The following is a 24306-nucleotide window of genomic DNA, read 5'->3' on the forward strand; positions in this document are numbered from 1 at the left end:
GTTCTACCGGCCCATGACGGGCCAACGATGCACGGACGACGCCCGCGAAACGAGGGGAATTGCCGCTTGGCCCCGGATGCTGTCACTGCCGCGGCAAGCGCGAACAGGCCTCTTGAACGTCAGTTCAAGAAGACAGCCGGGGTGGGGGCGCGTGGATGGGCGCGAGCCAGATTCGGTGTTGAGCAGCTATCTTATTGATAGCTGGTTGCGCAATGGTGGCGCGCGGTGCGGATGATTCAATGCCTGAGGCCGCTGGCAAAAGCCAGGTGGGCCAACGCAGGCACAGTTGAATCAGCAGCATCAACACAAGGGACTCGCTTCGATCCGCTTGCAGCTTGGAAGCTGCAGGCTGGGTATTCCGTATCGGTGTTTCGTGGGTGTCGGCTTGACTTGGGTGCCGGGTCTGCCACTTTGCGCAATTGCGCGGGGTTTGCAGTCTCGGCGCCAAAGCGGCATCGACCTCGCAGCGTTGTCCTGGGCGTTTGACTGCAGTGATCTAAACTTCTGTCTAATCAAGCACTTACACGACCGCGCTGGTGAAAAACATTATAGGTGCGAAGCGAAGCCCCGCGGCCGCTCCGAATCCCGCAGTTCCGGATCCCGCGGCCCAAAAGGCCGTGGTGGACGCCGCAGCGCCGCACGCTTCAATCAAATTCATTACCGTGGATGCGGAATCCGCGGGCCAGCGGCTGGACAACTTCCTGTTCCGCCACCTGAAGGGCGTGCCCAAGACGCATGTCTACCGGATCATCCGGTCGGGCGAGGTGCGCATCAACAAGGGCCGGGCGCAGGCCGAAACCCGCATCGAGGCCGGCGATGTGCTGCGGCTGCCGCCGGTGCGCATATCGCCGCGCGCCGAAGAGGGCGCCACGCCGCCAGCGCCGGCGCGCGAATTTCCGGTGTTGCTGGAAGACGACGCGGTGCTGGCCATCGACAAGCCTGCCGGCGTGGCGGTGCATGGCGGCAGCGGTGTGAGCTTTGGCGTGATCGAGCAACTGCGTACCGCACGGCCGGCCGCCAAGTTCCTGGAACTGGTGCACCGGCTCGACCGCGAGACCTCGGGCATCCTGCTGGTGGCCAAGAAGCGCAGCGCGCTGGTGGCGCTGCAAGACCAGTTCCGCGACCGGGAAACGGGCAAGACCTATCTTGCGCTGGTCGAAGGCGCCTGGCCGGCCAACAAGAAGGTGCTCGATGCGCCGCTTGCCAAATATCTGCTGCCGGGCGACGGCGCCGGTGCCGGCGAACGCCGCGTGCGCGTGGTCGCCAAGGACCATCCCGACGCCATGCGCGCCGTCACGCTGGTGCGCGTGCTGGCGCGGCTCACGCTGCCGGGCGACGCCACGCCGCTGTCATTGCTGGCGGTCACCATCAAGACCGGCCGCACCCATCAGATTCGCGTGCACCTTGCTTCGGCCGGCCATCCGATTGCGGGCGATGACAAGTACGGCGACTTCGAGCGCCAGCGCACGCTGCAAAAACTCGGCCTCAAGCGCATGTTCCTGCACGCCTGGCGCTTGCAGTTCAGCCACCCAGCGACCGGCGAGCGCGTGGCGCTGCAGGCCGGCCTGCCGCCTGAACTGCACGGCTTGATGCCCCCGCAGGCGCTCGAGGCGCTCGCCCAACATCCAACTCCCACGGCCAATGACTGATTCTTCCCGACCCCTGCGCTTCGATCTGATCGCCTTTGATTGGGACGGCACGCTTTACGACTCCACGCGGCTCATCGTGCGCTGCATTCAGGCGGCCGTGATCGACGTCGGCGGCGCCAAGCCCAGCGAAAACGATGCCGCCTGGGTCATCGGCCTGGGCCTGGCCGAGGCCCTGGCGCGCGCGGCCCCCGATGTGCCGAAGGAAAAATACGCCGAGCTCGGCGCGCGCTACCGCTATCACTATCTGCAACACCAGGACGACCTGGTGCTGTTCGACGGCGTGCTGCAGATGATCGATGCCCTGCGCGCGCGCGGCCACAAGCTGGCCGTGGCCACGGGCAAATCGCGCCGCGGCTTGAACGAGGCGCTGAAGACGGTCGCGCTGCGCGACCGCTTCGATGCGTCGCGCACCGCCGACGAGACATTCGGCAAGCCGCATCCGCGCATGCTGCTGGAACTGATGGAAGAGCTCGAGGTGCCGGCCGAACGCACCCTGATGATCGGCGACACCACGCACGACCTGCAGCTGGCGCTGAATGCCGGATGTGCCAGCGTGGGCGTGAGCTACGGTGCGCACGAGCCCGAAAGCTTCGACGCGCTGAAGCCGCTGTTCATTGCCCACTCGGTGGCCAGCCTCGAGGCATGGCTCCTGGACAACGCCTGAGCGAAGATCTTGCGATGAGCGAAGAAGAGCCCATTCCCCTTTGCAACGCCTCGGACCTGGTCGAAGGCAGCCTCGCCGTACCTTTCGACGTGGTCTACGGCGGCGAAACCTGCCGTGCTTTTGCGGTGCGCTTCGAAGGGCAGCCGCACGCCTACCTGAACCGATGCAGCCACGTGGCCATGGAGATGGATTTCCAGCCCGACCGCTTCTTCGACGACAGCGGCCAGTGGCTGCTCTGCGCCACCCACGGCGCGGTCTACAAGCCGGACACCGGCGAATGCGCCGGCGGCCCGTGTCGCGGCGGCCTGGTGAAGATCGCCCTCAGCGAACGTGACGGCGTGGTGCACTGGCATACTGCCTGGAACCTCCATCCCCTGACCTTTTGACAATGACCGACCCGAACCGCACGGAACCTGAAGGTTTTGATCCTTTTGAGCCGGCCACTCCCATTGCGTCTTCTCAAGGCGCGCCGAAAAACATGGCCAAAGACCCCACGCAGCGTCCCGGGTGGGAGCGCGCAACGCTCGAGAAACTCGCCTTCGCCTCCCTGAACGAGCAGAAGGCCGCGCGCCGCTGGAAGACCTTTACGCGTCTGTCGTGGCTCGCCTTCTTCATCTTCCTGGTCTGGCTGGCCATGTCGCGCAGCACGCCGAGCACCGCCAAGACCACGGCCCACACGGCGGTTGTCGAGATCAAGGGCGAAATTGCCAACGGCGGCGACGCGAGCGCCGAATTCGTCATTGCCGCAATGAAGACGGCCTTTGAGGACGAGGGCGCCAAGGGCATCGTGCTGCTCATCAATTCGCCCGGCGGAAGCCCCGTGCAGGCGGGCATCATCAGCGACGAGATCAAGCGGCTGAAGGCCAAGCACAAGAAGCCGGTGTATGCCGTGGTCGAAGAAACCTGCGCCTCAGCCGCCTATTACATTGCCGCCGCCACCGACAAGATCTTCGTCGACAAGGCCAGCATCGTCGGCAGCATCGGCGTGCTGATGGATGGCTTCGGCTTTACCGGCGTGATGGAAAAGGTCGGCGTCGAGCGCCGGCTGCTGACGGCCGGAGACAACAAGGGCTTTCTCGACCCGTTCAGCCCCATGAGCGATGCGCAGCGTGCGCACGCCCAGGCCATGCTGAACCAGATTCACCAGCAGTTCATCAACGTGGTGAAAAGCGGGCGGGGCGACCGCCTCAAGCTCGACACCCCCGGTCTTTTCAGCGGGCTGTTCTGGAGCGGCGAACAAGCTGTCGAGTTCGGCCTGGCGGATCAGCTGGGCAACGTGGACTACGTGGCACGCGAAGTCATCAAGGCCGAAGAGGTGACCGACTACACGCGACGCGACAACGTGGCCGAAAAGCTCGCCAAGAAATTCGGCGCCGCCATGGGCGACGCCACGGTGCGCTCGCTGCAGTCCGCCGCCCCGGCGCTGCGCTAAGGCTGTTCCCCGGCGGCCGGCTCAGGCGGGCTGGTCGCCGCCGCTGTTCGTGTATCGGGCGGAGGCCGCAAGCGCCACGGCAAACACCACCACCACATACAGCGCGGCCGTCAGCGAGCTGGCTCGTGCCAGCAAGCCGATGACTGCCGGCCCGGCCATGAACCCGAGATAGGCCACGGCCGAAACGGCGGCAATGCCGGTGGCGGGTTCGACGCCGGGCACGCGCGCCGATGCGCCGAACAGAATCGGCACCACGTTGGCAAAACCGACGCCCACGCCCGCAAAGCCGATCAGCGCAAGCCACGGAAGATTCGTCAGCAGCACCAGCGTCATGGCCGCCGCCGCCAGCACGCCGCTGCCGAGCAGCAGCGCGGCCGGCGAAAAGCGGGCGCGCATGGCGTCGCCGCCGAAGCGCGCGGCCGCCATCGCCGCCGAGAAGCTCGCATACGCCAGCGCGGCCTGCTTTTGCGGGCTGCCGAGTTCCTGCTGCATGTAGAGCACGCTCCAGTCGTAGATGGCGCCCTCGGCAATCAGGCCCAGCGCCGCGAGCACGCCCAGCACCGCAAGCGCGCCGCGGGGCAGCCGGAATTTGCGGTCTGCGGCAGTTGCATCGCTTGCGGCCGGCGGGTTGGGCAGCATGCGCATCGAAGACACGGCCACCAGCAGCGCCATGGCGCCCGCAACCCACAGCAGGTGCGCCTGCGCGCCCAGGCCCGCGGCGAGTGCGGCGCTGCCGCTCGCGGCTCCGGCCATGCCGCCCAGGCTGAACATGCCGTGCATGCCGCTCATCAGCGGCGTGCCGCCATGCAGTTCGAGCTGCGCCGCTTCGGTATTGATGGCCACGTCGAACACGCTGGTCACCAGGCCGAAGGCCGCCAGCAACGCCAGCAGGGCGAGGTAGCCGGGCATGGCGATGAGCCCGGCCAGCAGCAGTGCGTAGACGCAGCCGCAGACGGCCGCCATGCGCCGGGGGCCGTGGCGCCCGATCCAGCGGCCGGCGCTGGTCAGGCCGTACATCGCACCGGCACCGGCGGCGAGCATCGCGAGGCCGAGCTGGGCCTCGTCGATGCCGTAGTGGGCCTTGACCGTGGGCACGTGCACGCCCCAGGTTGCAAAGATGAAGCCGGAGGAAAAGAACTGCGCGCGAGAGGCCCAGCGGGTGCTGGCGGTGACCAGCATCGTCAACGCCCGATCGCGAACACCGCGGGCAGGCGTTCGTCCGTAGCGGTACCGGGCGCCTTGGCGCGCCAGGCCTTCACTGTTTCGCTGCGCACGTGGGCGGTTGCCAGCGTGAGGCCGCGCGCCACCGCAAGGCGGGTGTTGTGCTGGAGCGTTTGCACCAGCGCCTGGAGCAGCGCGGCGTTGCGATAGGGGGTCTCGATGAAAAGCTGCGTCTGGCCGGTCTTGAGCGCCAGCGCCTCGAGCTCGCGAATGCGGCTTTGCCGCTCGCCCGGAGTCCTGGGGCAGGTAGCCGACGAAAGCGAAGTTCTGGCCGTTGAGGCCGCTCGCGGCCAGCGCCAGCAGCAGCGACACCGGGCCGGTGAGCGGCACCACGACAATGCCCAGGTCATGCGCGGCGCGTGCCACCGAAGAGCCCGGGTCGGCCACTGCCGGCATGCCGGCTTCGCTCAGCAGGCCGATGTCATGGCCTTCGAGAGCCGCAGCCAGCAAGGGCCGGGCATCGAATTGGCCGGCGTGGTCGCCCTTCTTGTGCACTTCGCGCGGCAACTCCCGGATGTCCTGCGCCTGCAGGGGAGCCGCCAGCGGAACGACGGCATCGATCCGCTTCAGGTACGCGCGGGCCGACTTGGCGTTTTCGCAGATCCAGTGGGTAATGCCGGCGGCCGCCTGCAGCGTGCCGAGGGGCAGGGCGTCCTGAAGCGGTGCCTGGGTGTCGCAGCCGAAGTCGAGCGGCGCGGGTACGAGATAGAGCTTGCCCGGCGTCACAGCAATTCGACTCCGGCGCAACGCAGCATGCGGCAGGTGCGAATCAGCGGCAGGCCGACCAGGGCGGTGGGGTCGTCGCTGTCAATGGCGCTCAGCAATGCGATGCCGAGTCCTTCGCTCTTGGCGCTGCCCGCGCAGTCGTAGGGCTGTTCGGCCTGCAAGTAACGCTCGATGGCCGCATCGTCGAGGTCCCGGAAAACGACCCGAACCGGCGCCAGGTCGCGTTCGACGAAGCCGGTAGCTTGGCAAACGACGGCCACGGCCGTCTGGAATATCAGCGTCTGGCCGCGCATCTTGCGCAATTGGGCCGTGGCGCGCGCGTGGTCGCCGGGCTTGCCGAGCGCCTCGCCGGCCAGGTCGGCCACCTGGTCCGAGCCGATCACCACGGCCTCGGGAAAGCGTGCGGCCACGGCGCGGGCCTTTTCAAGGCCAGGCGCTCGGCCAGTTCGCGCGGGGTTTCGCCGGGAAGCGCGGTTTCGTCGACATCCGGGGGCTGCACGTCGAAGGGCAAATGAAGGCGGTTCAGCAGTTCGCGCCGGTAGCGCGAGGTCGAAGCAAGAATCAGGGGGCGTTGCATGGAGACGATTGTGCGTGAGCCCGCAAGAGCCTTTGGCCGCACTGCGCCAATTCCCCGGCTGGCGCGCTAGACTGGTGCGGATGAAGAGAGAATTTGTTCCCCAGCGGCTCGACGTGGCCGCCTTTGCCGCTGAAGCCGCGGTGCTTTCAGCTGGCGACCCGGTGCCTGATTACTCCCGGCTGGCGCAAGAACTGGCGGCGCCGGCCCCCGAAGCCCTGGTGCACTGGGAGGCAACCGGCGAACAGCGCACCGGCGCTGACGGCAAGGCCGAACCATGGCTGCATCTGGTGGCCGAAACGACGGTGCCACTGGTGTGCCAGCGCTGCCTGGCACCGGTTGATACGCTTGTTGCATCCGACCGCTGGTTCCGTTTTGTGGCCGATGAGGCCACGGCGGATGCGGAAGACGACGAATCCGAAGAAGACCTGCTGGTCGTGAGCCGCGATTTCGACCTGCATGCCCTCATCGAGGACGAGCTTTTGATGGAAATTCCCGTCATGCCCGTCCACGAGGTGTGCCCCACGCCAATCCAGCTTTCGTCCAGCGACGAGGACTTCAAGGCGGCCGAAGAGGCCAAGCCCAACCCGTTTGCGGTGCTCGGCGCGTTGCGTTCGCGCAAGCCGGAAGAGGGCAAGTAGCCCTTTCTCGCAGGCTGGGCTATAATCATGGGCTTCGCGCGCGCCGCCGTGAGCAGCAAGACAGACAAAGGCATTCCATACATGCCCCTGTATTGCCACCGCAAGAGAGCGCATCCACTCACTCACCTAACAGTCCAGGAGCCATCATGGCCGTCCAGCAAAACAAGAAGTCGCCTTCCAAGCGCGGCATGCACCGTTCCCACAATGCGCTGGTCGTGCCCGGCATTGCCGTGGAACCGACCACCGGTGAAACGCACCTGCGTCACCACATCAGCCCGAACGGTTTCTACCGTGGCCGTCAGGTCCTCAAGAACAAGTCCGAAGCCTGATTTCGCATCCCAAGGCCGAGGCCCGAAGCTACTTTTGCTGTAGCGTCGGGCCTTTGTTTTGATGGTTACGTCTTCCTCCTCCGAATCCTCCGCCGCGCCCGCCGCAATCACGCTTGCCGTCGATTGCATGGGTGGCGATCACGGGCCGCGCGTCACGCTTGCGGCCTGCCGCGCGTTTCTCGATCGGCATGCGGAAGCATCGCTGCTCCTGGTCGGCGCGCCCGCGGCCCTGGCCGCCTTCGGCGAGCACCCGAGGGCGCGCATCGTTGCCGCCAGCGAAGTGGTGGGCATGGACGACCCGGTCGAGATTGCACTGCGCAAGAAGAAAGACTCTTCGATGCGCATCGCAATCCAGCAGGTCAAGGACGGTGCCGCCCAAGCCGCCATCTCGGCCGGCAATACGGGCGCGCTGATGGCAATTGCGCGCTATCTGCTCAAGACGCTCGACGGCATCGACCGCCCAGCGATCGCTCCGCAACTGCCGAACATCAAGGGCGGCGCCACCACGGTGCTCGACCTGGGTGCGAATGTCGACTGCGACGCTGAAGACCTGCTGCAGTTTGCCGTGCTCGGCTCGGCGCTGGTTTCCGCGCTCACGGGCAACGAGTCGCCTTCGGTCGGCTTGCTCAATGTGGGCGAAGAAGCCATCAAGGGCAGCGAAACAATCAAAAAAGCGAGTCAACTGCTTCGTACTGCAGCTAATTCCAAAGATCTCAACTTCTACGGAAACGTGGAAGGCAACGATATCTTCAAGGGCACGACCGACATCGTCGTGTGTGACGGTTTTGTCGGGAACGTTGCGCTGAAGGCGAGCGAAGGCGTCGCGTCGATGATCGGCGAATTCATTCGCGTGGAATTTTCGCGGAGCATTTTCACCAAGGCTGCGGCTATCGTTGCTTATCCGGTGCTAAAAGCGTTTAAAAATCGCCTAGATCATCGTCGTTACAACGGTGCGGCCTTGTTGGGCTTGCGCGGGCTGGTTTTCAAGAGCCATGGCTCGGCTGACGAAGTGGCTTTCGGCCATGCGCTGGATCGCGCTTATGATGCCGCTCGCAACAACCTGCTCGATCGCGTGCGGGCCCGCATCGCCCACGCCGCGCCTTTGCTCGCGCGGCAGGAGCCAGCGGTGCCGGCGGACGCGACGGCCCTTCACGCTTGATGAGCCCTTATTCACGCATCACCGGCACTGGCAGCTATCTGCCTCCGCGCCGGGTGACCAATGACGACCTTGCCAAGGAATTGGCAACGCGCGGCATCGAAACCTCGGATCAATGGATCGTCGAGCGCACCGGCATCCATGCGCGCCACTTTGCGGCGCCCGAGGTGACGAGCAGCGATCTCGGCCTCGAAGCCGCCCGGCATGCGCTCGAGGCCGCCGGACGCAAGGCTGAAGAGATCGACCTGATCATCGTCGCCACGTCGACGCCCGACATGGTGTTTCCGTCGTCGGCCGCCATTCTTCAGAACAAGCTCGGCATTGCCGGCTGCCCGGCGTTCGACGTGCAGGCGGTGTGCAGCGGTTTTGTCTATGCGCTGACCGTGGCCGACGCCATGATCCGCACCGGCACCGCGCGTTGCGCGCTGGTGGTCGGCGCCGAGGTGTTCTCGCGCATTCTCGATTTCAACGACCGCACCACGTGCGTGCTGTTCGGCGACGGCGCCGGCGCCGTGGTGCTCGAAGCGAGCGAAGAGCCCGGCATCCTGGCGAGCGACCTGCATGCGGACGGCAAGCACGTCGGCATTCTTTGCGTGCCGGGCCATGTGTCCGGTGGCAACGTGCTGGGTACGCCCCTGCTGCATATGGACGGCCAGGCCGTGTTCAAGCTCGCAGTGCGCGTGCTCGAAGAAGCGGCGCGTGCCACGCTCGCAAAAGCCGGCAAGACCGACGCCGACATCGACTGGCTCATTCCGCACCAAGCCAACATCCGCATCATGGAAGGCACGGCCAAGAAGCTGAAGCTTCCGCGCGAGAAGCTCATCGTCACGGTCAACGAGCACGGCAATACCTCGGCCGCCTCGATTCCGCTGGCGCTCGACGAAGCGGTGCGCTCCGGCAAGGTGAAAAAGGGCGAAACCGTCATGCTCGAAGGCGTGGGCGGTGGCTTCACCTGGGGCGCGGTGCTATTGAATCTGTAGCGCATTGCGGCGCCCGCGTGGGGCCGCAGTGCGACATGACGCGTTTAAAACAATGAAATCCTTCGCTTTTGTCTTTCCGGGTCAGGGCTCGCAGGCGGTCGGCATGCTCGACGCCTGGGGCGACCATCCGGCCGTTGTCGAAACCCTGCGCGAGGCCTCCGAGGCGCTGGGCGAAGACATTGCCGCGCTGATCAAGAGCGGCCCCAAGGAAGAACTGGCGCTCACCACCAACACCCAGCCTGTCATGCTGGTGGCCGGCGTGGCGGCTTGGCGCGCCTGGCTGGCCGAAGGCGGCGCAGCCCCTTCCGTCGTGGCGGGACATTCTCTGGGCGAATACTCCGCGCTGGTGGCGTCCGGCGTGCTCACGCTGGCGCAAGCCGCGCCGCTGGTGCGGTTTCGTGCGCGGGCCATGCAGCAGGCGGTGCCCGTCGGCACCGGCGCCATGGCCGCCGTTCTGGGCATGGAAGCTGGCAAGGTCGTGGCGGGCTGCGCGGAAGCCACCGCGTCTTTCGGCGCGGGCAGCGCCGAGATCGTCGAAGCCGTGAATTTCAACGATCCGATGCAAACCGTGATCGCAGGCAGCAAGGCGGCTGTCGACAAGGCCTGCGAGCTGCTCAAGGCCAATGGCGCCAAGCGCGCGTTGCTGTTGCCCGTGTCGGCCCCGTTCCATTCGAGCCTGATGAAGCCCGCGGCCGAAGCGCTGCGCGAAAAGCTCAGCACCATCACCCTCGCCGCGCCCCAGATTCCGGTACTCAACAATATTGACGTGGCCGTGGAAACCGATCCGGCCCGCATCCGCGAAGCCCTGGTGCGCCAGGCCGCCGGCCCGGTTCGCTGGGTTGAAAGCGTGCAGGCCTTGAAACTGCGCGGTGTAGCCGCCATCATCGAGTGCGGGCCCGGCAAGGTGCTGGCCGGAATGGTCAAGCGCATCGCCCCCGAGCTCGAAGCCGCGTCGGTGTACGACCCGGCAACGCTCGCGGACACCCGACAACTGCTCGCCGCCTGAACGGCGAAAGGCCCGGACACTTCTTTTATGAGCATTCCCAAATTCGAAGGGCAAGTCGCCCTGGTCACCGGCGCGTCGCGCGGCATTGGCGCAGCCATTGCGCTCGAGCTCGCCCAGCGCGGCCTCAAGGTGGTTGGCACCGGCACCACCGAAGAAGGCGCGGCCAAGATCACTTCGGCGCTCAGCGCCTTCGGCGGCCGCGGCCGCGCACTTGACGTGAACGACGGTGCCGCCGTCGAGGCGTTGATTGACGAGATCGTGAAGGCCTATGGGGCCATCCACGTGCTGGTCAACAACGCCGGCATCACGCGCGACACGCTCGCCATGCGCATGAAGGACGACGACTGGGATGCCGTGCTTGCCACCAATCTCAAGGCTGTGTTCGGCCTTTCGCGCGCGGTGATTCGCCCGATGATGAAGCAGCGCTACGGCCGCATCATCAGTATCACCAGCGTGGTCGGCGCCTCCGGCAATGCAGGCCAGGCCAACTACGCGGCAGCCAAGGCCGGCGTTGCCGGCATGACCCGCGCGCTGGCACGTGAACTCGGCAGCCGCAACATCACGGTCAACTGCGTCGCGCCTGGTTTCATCGAAACCGACATGACCGCCAGCCTGCCCGAGGCACAGCAACAGGCGCTGCTCCAGCAGATTCCGCTGGGCCACCTGGGCAAGCCGGCCGACATCGCGCATGCGGTGGCGTATCTCGCATCTCCGCAGGCTTCCTATGTGACGGGGCAGGAACTGCACGTCAACGGCGGCATGCACATGTAATTGGCCGCAAGGCGCAATCTTTCCCCGTCCCGGGTGCACGGCAAATGCCACAATGCGCCCGGCTAAAATCCACCGATTACCTACAACCCTCAGAGGGAACCAAATGAGCGATATCGAAGCACGTGTCAAGAAAATCATCGCCGAGCAACTCGGCGTGGAAGAGTCCCAAGTAACGAACGAAAAGGCCTTCGTGGCCGACCTCGGCGCGGACTCGCTCGACACGGTCGAACTGGTGATGGCACTCGAAGACGAATTCGGCATTGAAATTCCGGATGAAGACGCCGAGAAGATCACCACGGTGCAAAACGCCGTCGACTACGCCACCAAGAATCAAAAGGCCTGATCGGGCCGGCTGCAACTGCGACGGCCGGCGGCGCTTCTTTCAAGCACCGTACGCGCCGCCAGCAGCTGTTCAGCGCTTCCAGAAAGGTTTGCCGGCATGACCAAACGCCGCGTCGTCGTGACCGGACTCGGTTGCATCGCTCCTGTCGGAAACACCGCAACCGAGTCCTGGGCCAACCTGTTGGCCGGGAAGTCGGGCATTGCGAACATCACCGCATTCGATGCAAGCGCCTTCGCCTGCAAGTTCGCAGGTGAGGTGAAGGGTTTCGACATCACCCAATACATCTCGGAGAAAGAAGCGCGCCACATGGACCGCTTCATTCATCTGGGGCTTGCCGCCGCCATCCAGGCGGTGCAGGACAGCGGACTGCCGACCGGCGAAGCGCTGTCGTACGAAGAAGCCGTGCGCATCGGCTGCAATATCGGCTCCGGCATTGGCGGCCTGCCGATGATCGAAGAGACGCATGGCGAATACGCCAGCCGCGGCCCGCGCCGCATTTCGCCGTTCTTCGTGCCGGCTTCGATCATCAACATGATCTCGGGCCACGTGTCGATCAAGTACGGCTTCAAGGGCCCGAACATTGCCGTGGTCACCGCCTGCACCACCGGCCTGCACGCCATCGGCACCTCGGCGCGCATGATCGAATACGGCGATGCCGACGTCATGATCGCGGGCGGCGCCGAGTCGACCATTTCTCCGCTCGGCATCGGCGGCTTTACCGCGCCGCGTGCACTGAGCACGCGCAACGACGATCCCGCCGCGGCCTCGCGTCCGTGGGACAAGGACCGCGACGGTTTCGTGCTGGGCGAGGGCGCCGGCGTGCTGGTGCTCGAAGAGTACAAACACGCCAAGGCGCGCGGCGCCAAGATCTACGCGGAAGTGGCGGGCTTCGGCCTGACCGGCGACGCGTACCACATGACGGCGCCCGACGTCGACGGCCCGAGCCGCTCGATGGCCATGGCGCTCGCCAATGCGGGCGTGAATGCGGACCAGGTGCAGTACCTGAATGCCCATGGCACTTCCACGCAGATCGGCGACCTCAACGAGACCAATGCGGTCAAGAGGACTTTCGGCGATCACGCGAAGAAGCTGGTCGTGAACTCGACCAAGTCGATGACCGGCCACTTGCTGGGCGGTGCCGGTGGCATCGAGTCGGTGTTCACGGTGCTCGCACTGCATCACCAGAAGAGCCCGCCGACCATCAACATCTTCAACCAGGACCCGGAGTGCGACCTCGACTACTGCGCCAATACGGCGCGCGATCTCAAGATCGATGTCGCGGTCAAGAACAACTTCGGCTTCGGCGGCACCAACGGCACGCTGGTGTTCAAGCGCGCTTGAGCGTTGCTCTTTCATGCACAGCGCACCGTCGGTGACCTATCCGGTGGGGCGCTCGCGCGGCGCAACCCGGATACTGATTGCCACCTGGGCCCTGGGCGCCTGCTGTGCAGGCCTCTCTTGCTATCTCTTCGATAGTGCCGGATGGCGCCAACTGCTCCTGGTTCTGAGTGTTCTGTTCGCCGGCATCGCGGCCGCGCTCGGCCTGCGAAGCGACGGCGCTGGCGTGTTGCACTTCGACGGGCTCCATTGGACCCTGACGGGTACCGACCGGGGCCGCGCCGTTCATGCCGCGCAGGCTTCCGTGGCGCTCGATCTTCAATCGCTGCTGCTGGTCCGACTGACCGAGCCAGGCCGCGCCGCGCGTTGGATATGGATTGAACAGCGCGCCCAGCCTGAGCGCTGGCGCGATTTGCGCCGTGCGGTATATTCGCGCCCCCCGTCCGCCTCGCCTGCCGCAGAGCCTTGGCGGGCGACCGTGCCGGCCGACGCGCCCTGAACCTCCCCGATGACCACTTCTCCGCCGCCAGTGCCACCGGACTCCGGCTTGACCGATGTGTCCGTCGAGGCGCCGCGCCCGGGTGAGGTCGATCTCCAGCTCGTCCAGCGCACGGTGGCGGGCGACCAGAAGGCGTTCGAGCTGCTGGTCATCAAATACCAGCGCCGGATCGAGCGCCTGATCGGGCGCATGGTGCGCGATGTCGACCTGGTCGAAGATATCGCGCAGGAAACCTTTATTCGGGCCTATCGGGCGCTTCACCAGTTCCGTGGCGACGCCCAGTTCTACACCTGGCTTTACCGGATTGCGGTCAACACCGCCAAGAAGGCGCTGGTCGACATGAAGCGCGACCCCACCATCTCCGAAAGCGCCTTGCGGCCGTCTTCTGACGAAGACGATGAAACTTACCGCCCCGGAAACGAACCAATCAGCGACGAAACCCCCGAATCGGTGCTGGCGGCAAACGAAATCGCCAGCGTGGTCGAAGCGGCCATGGAAGCATTGCCTGCCGAACTGCGGCAGGCAGTCACCCTTCGCGAGATCGAGGGCATGAGTTACGAAGAGATTGCCGAGGTCATGGATTGCCCTATCGGCACGGTGCGTTCGCGTATTTTCCGGGCGCGCGAGGCCATTTCGGCCAGGGTCAAACCGCTGCTGGACAACCAGTCGGGCAAGCGTTGGTAGGTAAGCAGGTGAATGAAATGAATCAGACGATGACGGCTCGTGAACAGGTGTCCGCACTGGCGGACGGTCATTTGCAGGGCGACGACTTCGCGCGGGCCATCGAAGCCGTCTGCGCCGAAGACGATGCGCGCGCTGCCTGGCGCTCCTATCACCTCGTGGGCGATGTTCTGCGCTCGGGTGCCCATGCGCCTTGCAGCGACAGCAACGCGTTCCTGACCCGGTTCCAGCAGCGCCTTGCGGCTGAGCCCGTGGTTGCAACCCCGATCCTGGCGCCGGTAACGGCCACCAAGGTGGTCACGCTGCAGCGCAGGGCCGATGCCGCCAACGAGCCGGTGTTCCGCTGGAAGCTGGTGGCCGGCGCCGCGTCGCTGGTGGCCGTGGCCGCCATCAGCTGGACATTGGTGGGCAACGGAGCGGGTTTCCCGTCTTCCGGGGCGCAGATTGCGGCCCAGCAGCAACCGGCCGCCAATTCGGTACTCGCCGCTGCAGCGGTCAACAGCCAATCGCCTGCGGCCAATACCCTGACGCCGACCCGCGTGATGGTCGGTAACGGCAGCCCGCAGGTCATGCTGCGCGACCCGCGGCTCGACCAGTTGCTCGAAGCGCACCAGCAGGCCGGCGGCGCTTCGCAAATGCCTTCGGGCTTTTTGCGCAACGCGACCTTCGAGGGGCCCACGCGCTGATTGCGCGCCTGTCGCTCCCAATGACCGTTCAGATGCCGATCTCCGTACGCGCGTTCGCGCTGGTGTTCACTGCTTTCTGCCTTGCGCAGGTCGCGACCGCACAGACCCGTTCAGGTCCGGTGAATGCAAAGGGAGCGGCCTCGGCGCAAGCCGGTGACGCTCCGCCGGCCATGGGTGTGGTCGAGTGGCTTCAGCGCATGCACACGGGAGCCCGGCAACGCAACTACGTGGGCACTTTCGTGGTTTCGGCAGCGGGCGGCGATCTTTCGAGCGCGCGCATCTGGCATGTGCGCGACGGCGACCTGCAGATCGAACGCATCGAGGCGCTGTCGGGGCCGCCGCGCTCGACTTTCAGGCGCAACCACCACGTCATGACCTTCCTGCCCGAGGCAAAGGTCGTAAAGGTCGAAAAGCGCGAAAACCTCGACCTTTTCCCCAACCTGCCCGACAAGCCGGATTCGTCGATCGGCGACTTCTACGACGTCCGCGCCATCGGCAAGGACCGTGTGGCGGGCTTCGACGCCGATGTCGTGCAGCTGGTGCCGCACGACACCCTGCGCTTCGGCTACCGCATCTGGAGCGAGCGCCGCTCCGGTCTCGTCATCAAGCTGCAGACCGTGGACGGCGATTCCCGCGTGGTGGAGCAATCGGCGTTTTCCGAATTGCAGCTCGATGCTCCGGTCAAGGCGCAGGCCCTCGCGCAGATGATGACCAATACAAGCGGTTACCGCATCGAGAAGCTGGAGCTCGAGCGCACCAGCGCGCAAGACGAGGGCTGGGTTCTCAAGACACCGGTGGCCGGCTTCAAGCCGCGCAGCTTCTATCGGCGCCCGGCCGGCGGCGACAAAACAGGGCAGGACCGCACCGTTCAGTGGACTTTCTCCGATGGCCTGGCTTCGGTGTCGCTTTTCATCGAGCGCTACGATGAAAAGCGTGCACCGCGCGACGGCGTGCTGACCATTGGCGCAACCAACGCGATTCGCCGGCGGTTGCCCGAGCCGGCAAGCGACTGGTGGCTCACCGCCGTGGGCGAGGTGCCGCAGCAGACGCTCAACGCGTTTGCCCAAAGCCTCGCGCGCACGCGTTGACCCGGCGCACATGCGCAGTTGGCGCTGAACCAAGTCCGCATCACAGACTCATAGCTCTTCTTTTGGTCGCTCTGTTCTTTTGAAAGAAAACCGATGATGTTCAAAGTCGAGGGACACAAGCTTCGTTCCTATCTCTTCGCATTCGGCCTGGCCTGTTCGGCCAGCGTGGGTTTCCTGCCGGTAACGTCGGCCATCGCCCAGACGCCCCAGACACCGCAAGCGCGCGGCTTGCCCGACTTCGCCGATCTGGTCGAGCAGGTCGGGCCTGCCGTGGTCGGGATCCGCACCGTCGAGAAGGTTTCCTCTCGCAGCGGTGGCGGTGGAGAAATGGACGAGGAAATGCAGGAGTTCTTCCGGCGCTTCTTCGGACAGCCGCTGCCCGGCAATCCGCGTCCGGGCCCGCGTCCCAACCGGCCGCAGCCCCAGGAAGAAGAGCGTCCGCGCGGCGTGGGCTCGGGCTTCATCCTGACGGCGGACGGCTATGTGATGACCAATGCCCACGTCATCGAGGATGCGTCGGAGATCCTGGTCACGCTCACCGACAAGCGCGAGTTCAAGGCCAAGCTGATCGGCGCCGACAAGCGCAGCGACGTCGCGGTGGTCAAGATCGAGGCCACGGGCTTGCCCGTGGTGAAGGTTGGCGACATCTCGAAGCTGCGCGTCGGCGAATGGGTGATGGCCATCGGCTCGCCCTTCGGCCTGGAGAACACCGTCACCGCCGGCATCGTGAGCGCAAAGCAGCGCGACACCGGCGACCTGGTGCCGCTGATCCAGACCGACGTTGCCATCAACCCGGGCAATTCGGGCGGCCCGCTCATCAACCTGCGCGGCGAGGTGGTCGGCATCAACAGCCAGATTTACTCGCGCTCCGGCGGCTACATGGGCATTTCGTTCTCGATCCCGATCGACGAGGCGATCCGCGTCAGCGACCAGCTGCGCACCACCGGCCGCGTCTCGCGCGGCCTGATCGGCGTGACCATCGGTTCTGTCTCGAAGGACGTTGCCGAGTCCCTTGGCCTCGGCAAGGCGCGCGGCGCCGTGGTGAGCAGTGTGGTGCCGGGCTCGGCGGCCGACAAGGCCGGTGTGCGCGAAGGCGACATCATCACCAAGTACGGCGAGAAGGTCATCGAAACGCCGAGCGATCTCTCGCGCTCGGTGGCCAGCACCAAGCCGGGCGTGAAGAGCACGCTGACCGTATTCCGCAACGGCAGCTCGCGTGAACTTTCGATCACCGTGGCGGAAGGCGACCCCGAGACCAAGCCAACGAGCAAGCGCCAGTCGGACCGCGAGGAGCCGCAGGCCAAGCCGTCGTCCACCGCCGGAAAGTCGATCGGCCTCGTGGTCAGCGACCTGACGGACGCGCAGAAGAAGGAGCTCAAGGCGCGCGGCGTGCGTATCGACGCGGCGACCGATGCCGCCGCGCGGGCCGGTCTTCGCGAGGGCGACGTGATTCTTTCGGTGGGCAATATCGAAGTGACGAGCGTCAAGGAATTCGAATCCGCCTTGGCCAAGGCCGACAAGAACAAGCCGCTCAGCGTGCTGTTCCGCCGCGGCGAGTGGGCGCAATATGCCCTGATCCGACCCGCACGCTGAACTGGCGCTGCCGTCAAGTGGCCCCACCCGACAGTCGGGTTTGGGGCCTTTTTTGAGGTGTTTGCGACGCTCGACAGCCCGGTCCAAAAAAATTTTTGGGCCGCGAAGAGTCGTCATTTTGTTTGTGTTCACTAACTTATCGATGGGCTTAGGACGGTTTTCGGTAGAATAGGAGCCCTTGGGCGGTGGGTCCATGCATAAGGAAGGTGAATTCCTTCACGATGCGAGATGTCAGACAGCAGTCCACCGCTGCTCCACAGATCGCCCACAAGTTGTTCATCGAGTGCTCCACCGATCCTGTGGATAAGTTGTTTATATCTTTCATGTTGTGGACCCGCAACGACCCGTTTTGACCCTGTCCCCGGATGTACGTGCCTCCCTTTTTGCCTACAATGAAGTTCCAACTACTGCAGTTGCCATTGCTTGTTGGTTCAGGGCGCGTCTCCAGAAGACGCGCCCTTTTTTCTTGCCTGTCGCACTCTGCGCACGAGCCAATTCAAGTACTTAAGCGTTCCCGTTGATGAATCACATCAGAAATTTTTCGATCATTGCGCACATCGATCACGGCAAGTCGACGCTCGCCGATCGTTTGATCCAGCGTTGCGGCGGTCTTGCGGAACGCGATATGGAAGCGCAGGTGCTCGACTCGATGGACATCGAAAAAGAGCGTGGGATAACCATCAAGGCGCAGACCGCTGCGCTGCATTACAAGGCGCTCGACGGACAGGTCTACAACCTCAATCTGATCGACACGCCGGGCCACGTCGACTTCTCTTATGAAGTGAGCCGCTCGTTGTCGGCGTGCGAAGGTGCGCTGCTCGTTGTCGATGCATCGCAAGGTGTCGAAGCGCAGACAGTGGCCAACTGCTACACCGCGCTCGACCTCGGTGTGGAAGTGGTGCCGGTGCTCAACAAGATGGACTTGCCGAACGCGGACCCCGACAACGCGCGCAAGGAAGTCGAAGACGTGATCGGCATCGACGCGACCGATGCGATTCCGTGTTCCGCCAAGACAGGTCTCGGCATCGAGGAGATCCTCGAAGCCATCGTGCACAAGATGCCGCCGCCGCGCGGCAACCCCGACGGCCCGCTGCGCGCGATGATCGTCGACAGCTGGTTCGATCCGTACGTGGGCGTGGTCATGCTGGTGCGCGTGGTGGACGGCCGGCTCGTCAAGGGCGAGCGCATCAAGATGATGGCGTCCGGCGCGATGTACAACGCCGACAACATCGGCGTCTTCACGCCGGCCAACGAACCGCGCGCATCGCTCGAGGCGGGCGAGGTGGGCTACATCATCGCGGGCATCAAGGAGCTGCAGGCCGCCAAGGTCGGCGACACCGTGACGCTCATCAAGCCGGGCACGGGCGGCGCGGCCGCCACCGCCACCGAGGCGCTGCCGGGCTTCAAGGAAATCCAGCCGCAGGTGTTTGCCGGCCTCTACCCGACCGAAGCCAGCGAGTACGACTCGCTGCGCGACGCGCTGGAAAAACTCAAGCTCAACGACTCGTCGCTGCGCTACGAGCCCGAGGTGAGCCAGGCACTGGGCTTCGGCTTCCGCTGCGGCTTCCTGGGCCTGCTGCACATGGAAATCGTGCAGGAGCGGCTCGAGCGCGAGTTCGACCAGGACCTGATCACCACCGCGCCGAGCGTGGTGTACCAGGTGGTGCGCAACGACGGCGAAGTCATCATGGTCGAGAACCCGTCCAAGATGCCCGACGTCGGCAAGATGAGCGAGATTCGCGAGCCGATCGTCACCGTGCACCTCTACATGCCGCAGGAATACGTGGGCGCGGTGATGACGCTGGCCAACCAGAAGCGCGGCGTGCAGATGAACATGGCCTACCACGGCCGCCAGGTCATGCTGACCTACGAAATGCCGCTCGGCGAAATCGTGCTCGACTTCTTCGACAAGCTGAAGTCGGTGAGCCGCGGCTACGCCTCCATGGACTACGAGTTCAAGGAGTACCGCGCGTCCGACGTGGTCAAGGTCGACATCCTGCTGAACGGCGAGAAGGTCGACGCGCTGTCCATCATCGTGCACCGCACCCAGTCGCAGTACCGCGGCCGGGCGGTGGTGTCGAAGATGCGCGAGATCATTTCGCGCCAGATGTTCGACGTTGCCATCCAGGCGGCCATCGGGGTGAACATCATTGCGCGTGAGACAATCAAGGCGCTGCGCAAGAACGTTCTTGCCAAGTGCTACGGCGGCGACATCACCCGCAAGAAAAAGCTGCTCGAGAAGCAGAAAGCGGGCAAGAAAAGAATGAAGCAGATCGGCTCCGTCGAGGTCCCGCAAGAGGCCTTCCTCGCGATTCTGCAAGTCGAAGACTGATCTCAAAAATGGCATTCATCACTACTCTGGTCCTCGCGGCCTTCACCGGCTACGTCGGTGCCTGGTACTTTGGTGCCATTGAAGGCAACTTCGCGCTGCTCCTGTTCTGCGCCACCGTGGTCACCGGGCTCTACTGGCTGGCCGAGCGCTTCTACTTCCTGCCGCGCCGCGAGCGCGCCGCCGCCGCGCTCGAGGCTTCGCTGAGCGAGCGCAACGCCCGCCTGGCCGGCCAGGGCATCACGCAGGTGGACACGGTCGACGCCAAGGCGAGCGAGCGCCTGCTCATGCAGCCGTGGTGGCTCGACTGGACGGCCGGGCTGTTCCCGGTGATCCTGGTGGTGTTCCTGCTGCGCTCGTTCCTGTACGAGCCCTTCAAGATCCCGTCGGGTTCGATGATGCCGACGCTCCTCACCGGCGACCTGATCCTGGTCAACAAGTTCACCTACGGCCTCCGGCTGCCGGTCATCAACACCAAGATCACCGACGGCACGCCGCTGGCGCGCGGCGACGTGGTGGTGTTCCGCTACCCGCCCAAGCCCAGCATGGACTACATCAAGCGCGTGGTCGGCATTCCGGGCGACGAGGTGGCCTACCTGAACAAGAAGCTCACGATCAACGGACAGCCGGTTTCCAAGAACCCGATGCCCGACTACCTCGACGGCGACTCGATGCGCCTGCTCAAGCAGTTCACCGAAGACCTCGGCGGCAAGCAGCACAGGCTTCTCAACGACGACGCCGGCCCGGCTTTCGTCCAGGGCGCCACCGACTTTCCCTACCGCGAAAACTGCCGCTATTCGGTCGAAGGTGTGGTCTGCAAGGTGCCCGCCGGCAATTACTTCATGATGGGCGACAACCGCGATAATTCGGCGGACTCCCGGTTCTGGGGTTTCGTGCCGGACAAGAACATCGTGGGCAGGGCGTTCTTTGTGTGGATGAACTTCGGCGATCTGGGTCGCATCGGTCCATTTCAATAAGTAATCAGCATTGTTCGAGGGGTAAGAGGGCATGAGAACAAATCGGTCCATCCGCAGCAGGGCCGCGCACCAGCGCGGCATCTCGTTCATCGGTCTGGTGTTTGTCGCCGTGGTGCTGGGTTGCCTTGGCGTGGTCATCGCGCAGGTCATTCCAACGCTGATCGAGTACCAGGCCATCGACAAGGCCGCCAACAAGGCCAAGGAAGGCACCACCGTGCCCGAAGTGCGCGCCATCTTCGACCGGGCTCAAGCCATCGACGACTTCAAGTCCGTCTCGGGCAAGGACCTCGACATCAAGAAGGTCGGCGACAAGGTTGTCGTGTCGTATGCCTACGAGCGGGAAATTCCGCTGTTCGGCCCGGCCTACCTGGTGCTCAAGTACAAAGGCGAGACCCGCTGAACGCGGCGACACGCAAGGTGGACGGCGGCCTCGTAGCGCTGCAGGAGCGCCTCAAGCATTCGTTCTCCGACACGCGGCTGCTTCAGCTCGCGCTCACGCACCGCAGTTTTTCGGCTGACCACAACGAGCGCCTGGAGTTTCTCGGCGACTCGGTGCTCAACCTCGCGGTTTCGCACCTGCTCTACACCCGCCTGTCGGCCCTGCCCGAAGGCGATCTGTCGCGCGTGCGTGCCAACCTGGTCAAGCAGGACACGCTGCACCGCCTGGCGCTCGAGCTGCAGCTGTCGCCGCTGCTTCGGCTCGGGGAGGGCGAAGCGCGTTCCGGCGGGCCCAACCGGCCTTCGATCCTGGCCGATGCCCTTGAAGCGCTGATCGGCGCGGTCTATCTCGACGCGGGCTTTGCGGCCGCCGAGGCGCTGGTGCGCCGCCTCTATGAGTCCGTGGAGATCAATCCACGCATGGAAGCGGCCGCCAAGGACCCGAAGACCGAATTGCAGGAATGGCTCCAGGGCCACAAAATGAAGTTGCCGGTGTACCGCGTAGCGGCCACGCTCGGCGCCGCGCACAAACAGACTTTCGATGTCGAGTGCGAGGTGCCGGAGCTGGGCCTGCGCGAACGCGGCATCGGTGGCTCGCGCCGCGCCGGCGAGCAGGCTGCCGCGGCGGCCATGTTGATCCGGCTCAAGGCACGCGGGGCCGCGTGAAACCAGAATGAACGACGCTATAAATTCAGCAGCAGAAAACCCCGAAGACGCAGCGGGCGGTACGGGTACAACGGGGCCGCAGCACTGCGGCCTGGTGGCCATTGTCGGCAAGCCCAACGTGGGCAAGTCGACGCTGCTCAACGCGCTGGTGGGCCAGAAGATCAGCATTACCTCGCGCAAGGCGCAGACCACGCGGCACCGCATCACGGGCATGCGCACCATCGGTGCCACGCAGTTCGTATTCGTGGATACGCCGGGTTTCCAGACCCTGCACGCCAATGCGCTGAACAAGTCGCTCAACAAGACGGTGCAGGGCGCGGTCGGCGATGTGGACCTGATTCTTTTCGTGGTCGAGGCGGGCAGCTTCACGCCGGCCGACGAGCGGGTGCTCAAGCTGCTCGGCAAGGGTATTCCGACCGTGCTCTTGGCCAACAAGCTCGACAACGTGCACCGCCGCGGCGATATCGCGCCCTGGCTGCAGACCATGCAGGCGAAGCACCCCTTCGCCGAGTTCGTGCCGATGTCGGCCAAGAACTCCAAGGACGTCGAACGGCTGTTCGGCATCTGCGAAAAATACCTGCCCGAGCAACCCTGGTTCTACGCCGAGGACGAGCTCACCGACCGCAGCGAGAAATTCCTGGCCGGCGAGCTGGTGCGCGAAAAGCTGTTCCGCCTGACCGGCGACGAACTGCCCTACACCTCGACCGTGATCATCGACAAGTTCGAGGAAGAGCCGCCGCAGAAAAAGGGCCAGAAGCGCCTGCTGCGCATTGCCGCCACCATCGTGGTCGAGCGCGACGGCCACAAGGCCATGGTCATCGGCGACAAGGGCGAGCGCATCAAGCGCATCGGCATGGAAACCCGTGTCGAGCTCGAGAAGCTGGCCGACGCCAAGGTTTTCCTCGAACTGTGGGTAAAGGTGCGGTCCGGCTGGGCCGACGACGAAGCGCGCGTGCGCTCGTTCGGCTACGAATGAAGTGGCGACCGCCCACCGCGTCTCGCACGAACCGGCGTATGTGCTCCATCGCTACGACTGGAGCGAATCGAGCCTGATCCTCGAGGTCTTCACCCGCCACCACGGACGCATCGCGCTCGTGGCCAAGGGGGCGAAGCGGCCGAGCTCCAACTTCAGGCCCGTGCTGCTGCCGCTGCAGCCGCTGCAGCTCAACTATGGCGGCGACGCCGAGATCCGCACGCTCAAGGGCGCTGAATGGATGGGCGGCCACGTCATGCCGACGGGCGAGGCGCTGCTCTCGGGCTACTACGTCAACGAACTGCTGCTGCGCCTGCTCGCGCGGGACGATGCCCATGAGGCGCTGTTCGACGCCTACGCGGGCGTGGTGCAGGTGCTGGCGGGCGACCACGCCGGCGCGCAGGCCGCAACCCAGGCCGCGGCGCTGCGGGCTTTCGAGCTGCTGCTCCTGCGCGAAGTGGGCCTCTTGCCGTCGCTCGATGCGCAGACCCTCACGCTCGAACCGCTCGTGGCCGATGCACGCTACAGCCTGGTGCCGGAAGCCGGCTTGCGGCTGGCGAGCGAGGGCGAGGCGGCCTTGGCCGGTGCCGATTGGCAATCGCTGCAAGGCGTTCTCGACGACCGCGCCCCCTTCACCGCCACGCTGCGAGAGGTGGCCACCATGAACGCCGGCAGCAACAGTGCCCTCAGAAACCAGCTGCGCGCCTTGCTCAACTACCATTGCGGTGTGTCCACGCTGCGCACGCGGCAGATGATGAGAGATTTGCAAGCCCTATGAGCACTCCCCGCCATTCCGCTACCACTTCGCTGTCGGTCAACCTGAACAAGGTGGCCCTTGTGCGCAACACGCGCCACCTGGGCATTCCGAGCGTGCTGAAGGCTGCCAACGCCTGCCTTGCCGCCGGTGCACAGGGCATCACGGTGCATCCGCGGCCAGACGCGCGCCATATCCGCGCGCACGACGTGAGCGACCTCTCCGCGCTGCTTGCAAAGGACTGGCCGGGCATCGAGTTCAACATCGAGGGCAATCCGTTCCACAACCTGATGGACTTCGTGCGCGAGCTCAAGCCGCATCAAGCCACCTTTGTGCCCGACAGCGAATCGCAATCGACCAGCGACCATGGCTGGAGCTTTCCCGAAGACGCCGAGCGCCTGCGCCCGGCGATTGCCGAGGCCAAGGCCCTGGGCGTCCGCGTGAGCCTGTTCATGGACCCGATCCCCGAGATGATGGCTGCGGTGAAGGCCGTGGGCGCCGACCGCGTGGAGCTGTACACCGAAGGCTATGCCGCATCGCGCGGCACTTCGAACGAGGCGGCCGTGCTTGCGCGCTACGTCGAATCGGCGCGTGCGGCGCAGGCTGCGGGCCTTGGCGTCAACGCGGGCCATGACCTGAGCCGCGACAACCTCACGGCTTTCCTGCGTGCCGTGCGCGGCGTCCAGGAGGTCTCGATCGGCCACGCCTTCATCGCCGATGCGCTCGAATTGGGCTACGCGGCCACCACGCGGGAGTACCTGCGCTGCATCGACGAAGCCAAGTGAGCGCTCC

General features: G+C 65.1%; 25 protein-coding genes and 2 pseudogenes. 24 read left to right on the forward strand and 3 right to left on the reverse strand.

The window, feature by feature from the left end; genetic code table 11:
• Nucleotides 1-536 precede the first annotated feature (536 nt).
• Genes M0765_RS16415 through M0765_RS16430 form a run of 4 tightly spaced genes read left to right on the forward strand, consistent with a single transcriptional unit; the run spans nt 537 to nt 3745 of the window.
• On the forward strand, nt 537-1649 hold the full coding sequence (locus M0765_RS16415) for an RluA family pseudouridine synthase (RefSeq protein ID WP_258504726.1): 1113 nt from the start codon (nt 537-539) through the stop codon (nt 1647-1649).
• Complete coding sequence (locus tag M0765_RS16420; RefSeq protein WP_126745738.1) at nt 1642-2313, forward strand: HAD family hydrolase; 672 nt, start codon at nt 1642-1644, stop codon at nt 2311-2313. The genes M0765_RS16415 and M0765_RS16420 overlap by 8 nt, the downstream gene beginning before the upstream one ends.
• A gap of 14 nt (nt 2314-2327) precedes the next feature.
• Entirely contained in the window at nt 2328-2699 is a 372-nt protein-coding gene (locus M0765_RS16425) for a Rieske (2Fe-2S) protein (RefSeq protein WP_258504727.1), read from the forward strand.
• Nucleotides 2700-2701: 2 nt separating this feature from the next.
• A complete protein-coding gene (locus M0765_RS16430) occupies nt 2702-3745 on the forward strand; it encodes a S49 family peptidase (protein ID WP_258504729.1) in 1044 nt (347 codons plus the stop codon).
• Nucleotides 3746-3766: 21 nt separating this feature from the next.
• Here the strand turns inward: M0765_RS16430 and M0765_RS16435 are convergent, their stop codons facing one another.
• The 3 genes and pseudogenes from M0765_RS16435 to M0765_RS16445 form a co-directional block, all read right to left on the reverse strand.
• Nucleotides 3767-4924 carry an MFS transporter gene (locus M0765_RS16435; RefSeq protein WP_258504731.1) on the reverse strand — a complete coding sequence of 386 codons (1158 nt, stop codon included), beginning with the start codon at nt 4922-4924 and terminating at the stop codon, nt 3767-3769.
• Between the two features lie 2 nt (nt 4925-4926).
• A pseudogene (locus M0765_RS16440) lies at nt 4927-5692 on the reverse strand (SAM-dependent methyltransferase).
• A pseudogene (locus tag M0765_RS16445) lies at nt 5689-6269 on the reverse strand (Maf family protein). Before M0765_RS16445 ends, M0765_RS16440 begins: the two co-directional pseudogenes overlap by 4 nt.
• 80 nt (nt 6270-6349) lie before the next feature.
• Between M0765_RS16445 and M0765_RS16450 the strand changes: the two are divergent.
• The 20 genes from M0765_RS16450 to M0765_RS16545 all read left to right on the forward strand — a co-directional run bounded on the left by M0765_RS16450 (nt 6350) and on the right by M0765_RS16545 (nt 24299).
• Complete coding sequence (locus M0765_RS16450; protein ID WP_258504732.1) at nt 6350-6907, forward strand: YceD family protein; 558 nt, start codon at nt 6350-6352, stop codon at nt 6905-6907.
• A gap of 146 nt (nt 6908-7053) precedes the next feature.
• On the forward strand, nt 7054-7236 hold the full coding sequence (gene rpmF / locus M0765_RS16455; RefSeq protein ID WP_007830466.1) for a 50S ribosomal protein L32: 183 nt from the start codon (nt 7054-7056) through the stop codon (nt 7234-7236).
• Between the two features lie 61 nt (nt 7237-7297).
• Nucleotides 7298-8395, forward strand: coding sequence for a phosphate acyltransferase PlsX (plsX, locus tag M0765_RS16460; protein WP_258504735.1), 1098 nt, complete (start codon nt 7298-7300; stop codon nt 8393-8395).
• The gene (locus M0765_RS16465) at nt 8395-9372 is read left to right on the forward strand and encodes a beta-ketoacyl-ACP synthase III (RefSeq protein ID WP_258504736.1); all 978 of its coding nucleotides are present in this window, start codon (nt 8395-8397) and stop codon (nt 9370-9372) included. Before plsX ends, M0765_RS16465 begins: the two co-directional genes overlap by 1 nt.
• Nucleotides 9373-9424: 52 nt before the next feature.
• Nucleotides 9425-10378 carry an ACP S-malonyltransferase gene (gene fabD / locus M0765_RS16470; RefSeq protein WP_258504737.1) on the forward strand — a complete coding sequence of 318 codons (954 nt, stop codon included), beginning with the start codon at nt 9425-9427 and terminating at the stop codon, nt 10376-10378.
• 27 nt (nt 10379-10405) lie between these two features.
• Nucleotides 10406-11149, forward strand: a complete 744-nt coding sequence (gene fabG / locus M0765_RS16475; RefSeq protein WP_258504739.1) for a 3-oxoacyl-ACP reductase FabG — start codon at nt 10406-10408, stop codon at nt 11147-11149.
• Between the two features lie 103 nt (nt 11150-11252).
• Entirely contained in the window at nt 11253-11492 is a 240-nt protein-coding gene (acpP, locus tag M0765_RS16480; protein WP_007830471.1) for an acyl carrier protein, read from the forward strand.
• A 96-nt stretch (nt 11493-11588) separates the two neighbouring features.
• Nucleotides 11589-12833: a beta-ketoacyl-ACP synthase II gene (gene fabF / locus M0765_RS16485; protein ID WP_258504743.1), complete on the forward strand. Its 1245-nt coding sequence runs from the start codon at nt 11589-11591 to the stop codon at nt 12831-12833.
• A gap of 13 nt (nt 12834-12846) precedes the next feature.
• Nucleotides 12847-13329, forward strand: coding sequence for a hypothetical protein (locus M0765_RS16490; RefSeq protein ID WP_258504744.1), 483 nt, complete (start codon nt 12847-12849; stop codon nt 13327-13329).
• A 9-nt stretch (nt 13330-13338) separates the two neighbouring features.
• Nucleotides 13339-14013, forward strand: coding sequence for an RNA polymerase sigma factor RpoE (gene rpoE, locus M0765_RS16495; RefSeq protein ID WP_258504745.1), 675 nt, complete (start codon nt 13339-13341; stop codon nt 14011-14013).
• Between the two features lie 17 nt (nt 14014-14030).
• The gene (locus tag M0765_RS16500) at nt 14031-14696 is read left to right on the forward strand and encodes a sigma-E factor negative regulatory protein (protein ID WP_258504746.1); all 666 of its coding nucleotides are present in this window, start codon (nt 14031-14033) and stop codon (nt 14694-14696) included.
• A gap of 20 nt (nt 14697-14716) precedes the next feature.
• Nucleotides 14717-15784 (forward strand): MucB/RseB C-terminal domain-containing protein, encoded by a 1068-nt coding sequence (locus M0765_RS16505; RefSeq protein ID WP_443302783.1) that lies wholly within the window; start codon nt 14717-14719, stop codon nt 15782-15784.
• A gap of 93 nt (nt 15785-15877) precedes the next feature.
• Entirely contained in the window at nt 15878-17377 is a 1500-nt protein-coding gene (locus tag M0765_RS16510) for a DegQ family serine endoprotease (protein ID WP_258504749.1), read from the forward strand.
• A 520-nt stretch (nt 17378-17897) separates the two neighbouring features.
• The gene (gene lepA, locus M0765_RS16515; protein WP_258504750.1) at nt 17898-19709 is read left to right on the forward strand and encodes a translation elongation factor 4; all 1812 of its coding nucleotides are present in this window, start codon (nt 17898-17900) and stop codon (nt 19707-19709) included.
• An 8-nt stretch (nt 19710-19717) separates the two neighbouring features.
• A complete protein-coding gene (lepB, locus tag M0765_RS16520) occupies nt 19718-20683 on the forward strand; it encodes a signal peptidase I (RefSeq protein WP_157612811.1) in 966 nt (321 codons plus the stop codon).
• Between the two features lie 31 nt (nt 20684-20714).
• Entirely contained in the window at nt 20715-21083 is a 369-nt protein-coding gene (locus M0765_RS16525) for a DUF4845 domain-containing protein (protein WP_126745756.1), read from the forward strand.
• Between the two features lie 17 nt (nt 21084-21100).
• Complete coding sequence (rnc, locus tag M0765_RS16530) at nt 21101-21787, forward strand: ribonuclease III (RefSeq protein WP_126745757.1); 687 nt, start codon at nt 21101-21103, stop codon at nt 21785-21787.
• Nucleotides 21788-21794: 7 nt separating this feature from the next.
• Nucleotides 21795-22763, forward strand: coding sequence for a GTPase Era (gene era, locus M0765_RS16535; protein ID WP_258504755.1), 969 nt, complete (start codon nt 21795-21797; stop codon nt 22761-22763).
• Between the two features lies 1 nt (nt 22764).
• Entirely contained in the window at nt 22765-23538 is a 774-nt protein-coding gene (gene recO, locus M0765_RS16540; RefSeq protein ID WP_258504756.1) for a DNA repair protein RecO, read from the forward strand.
• The gene (locus tag M0765_RS16545; RefSeq protein ID WP_258504758.1) at nt 23535-24299 is read left to right on the forward strand and encodes a pyridoxine 5'-phosphate synthase; all 765 of its coding nucleotides are present in this window, start codon (nt 23535-23537) and stop codon (nt 24297-24299) included. The genes recO and M0765_RS16545 overlap by 4 nt, the downstream gene beginning before the upstream one ends.
• The last annotated feature ends 7 nt before the right edge of the window (nt 24300-24306 follow it).

The sequence above is a fragment of the Variovorax sp. S12S4 genome (assembly GCF_023195515.1).
Classification (GTDB): domain Bacteria; phylum Pseudomonadota; class Gammaproteobacteria; order Burkholderiales; family Burkholderiaceae_C; genus Variovorax.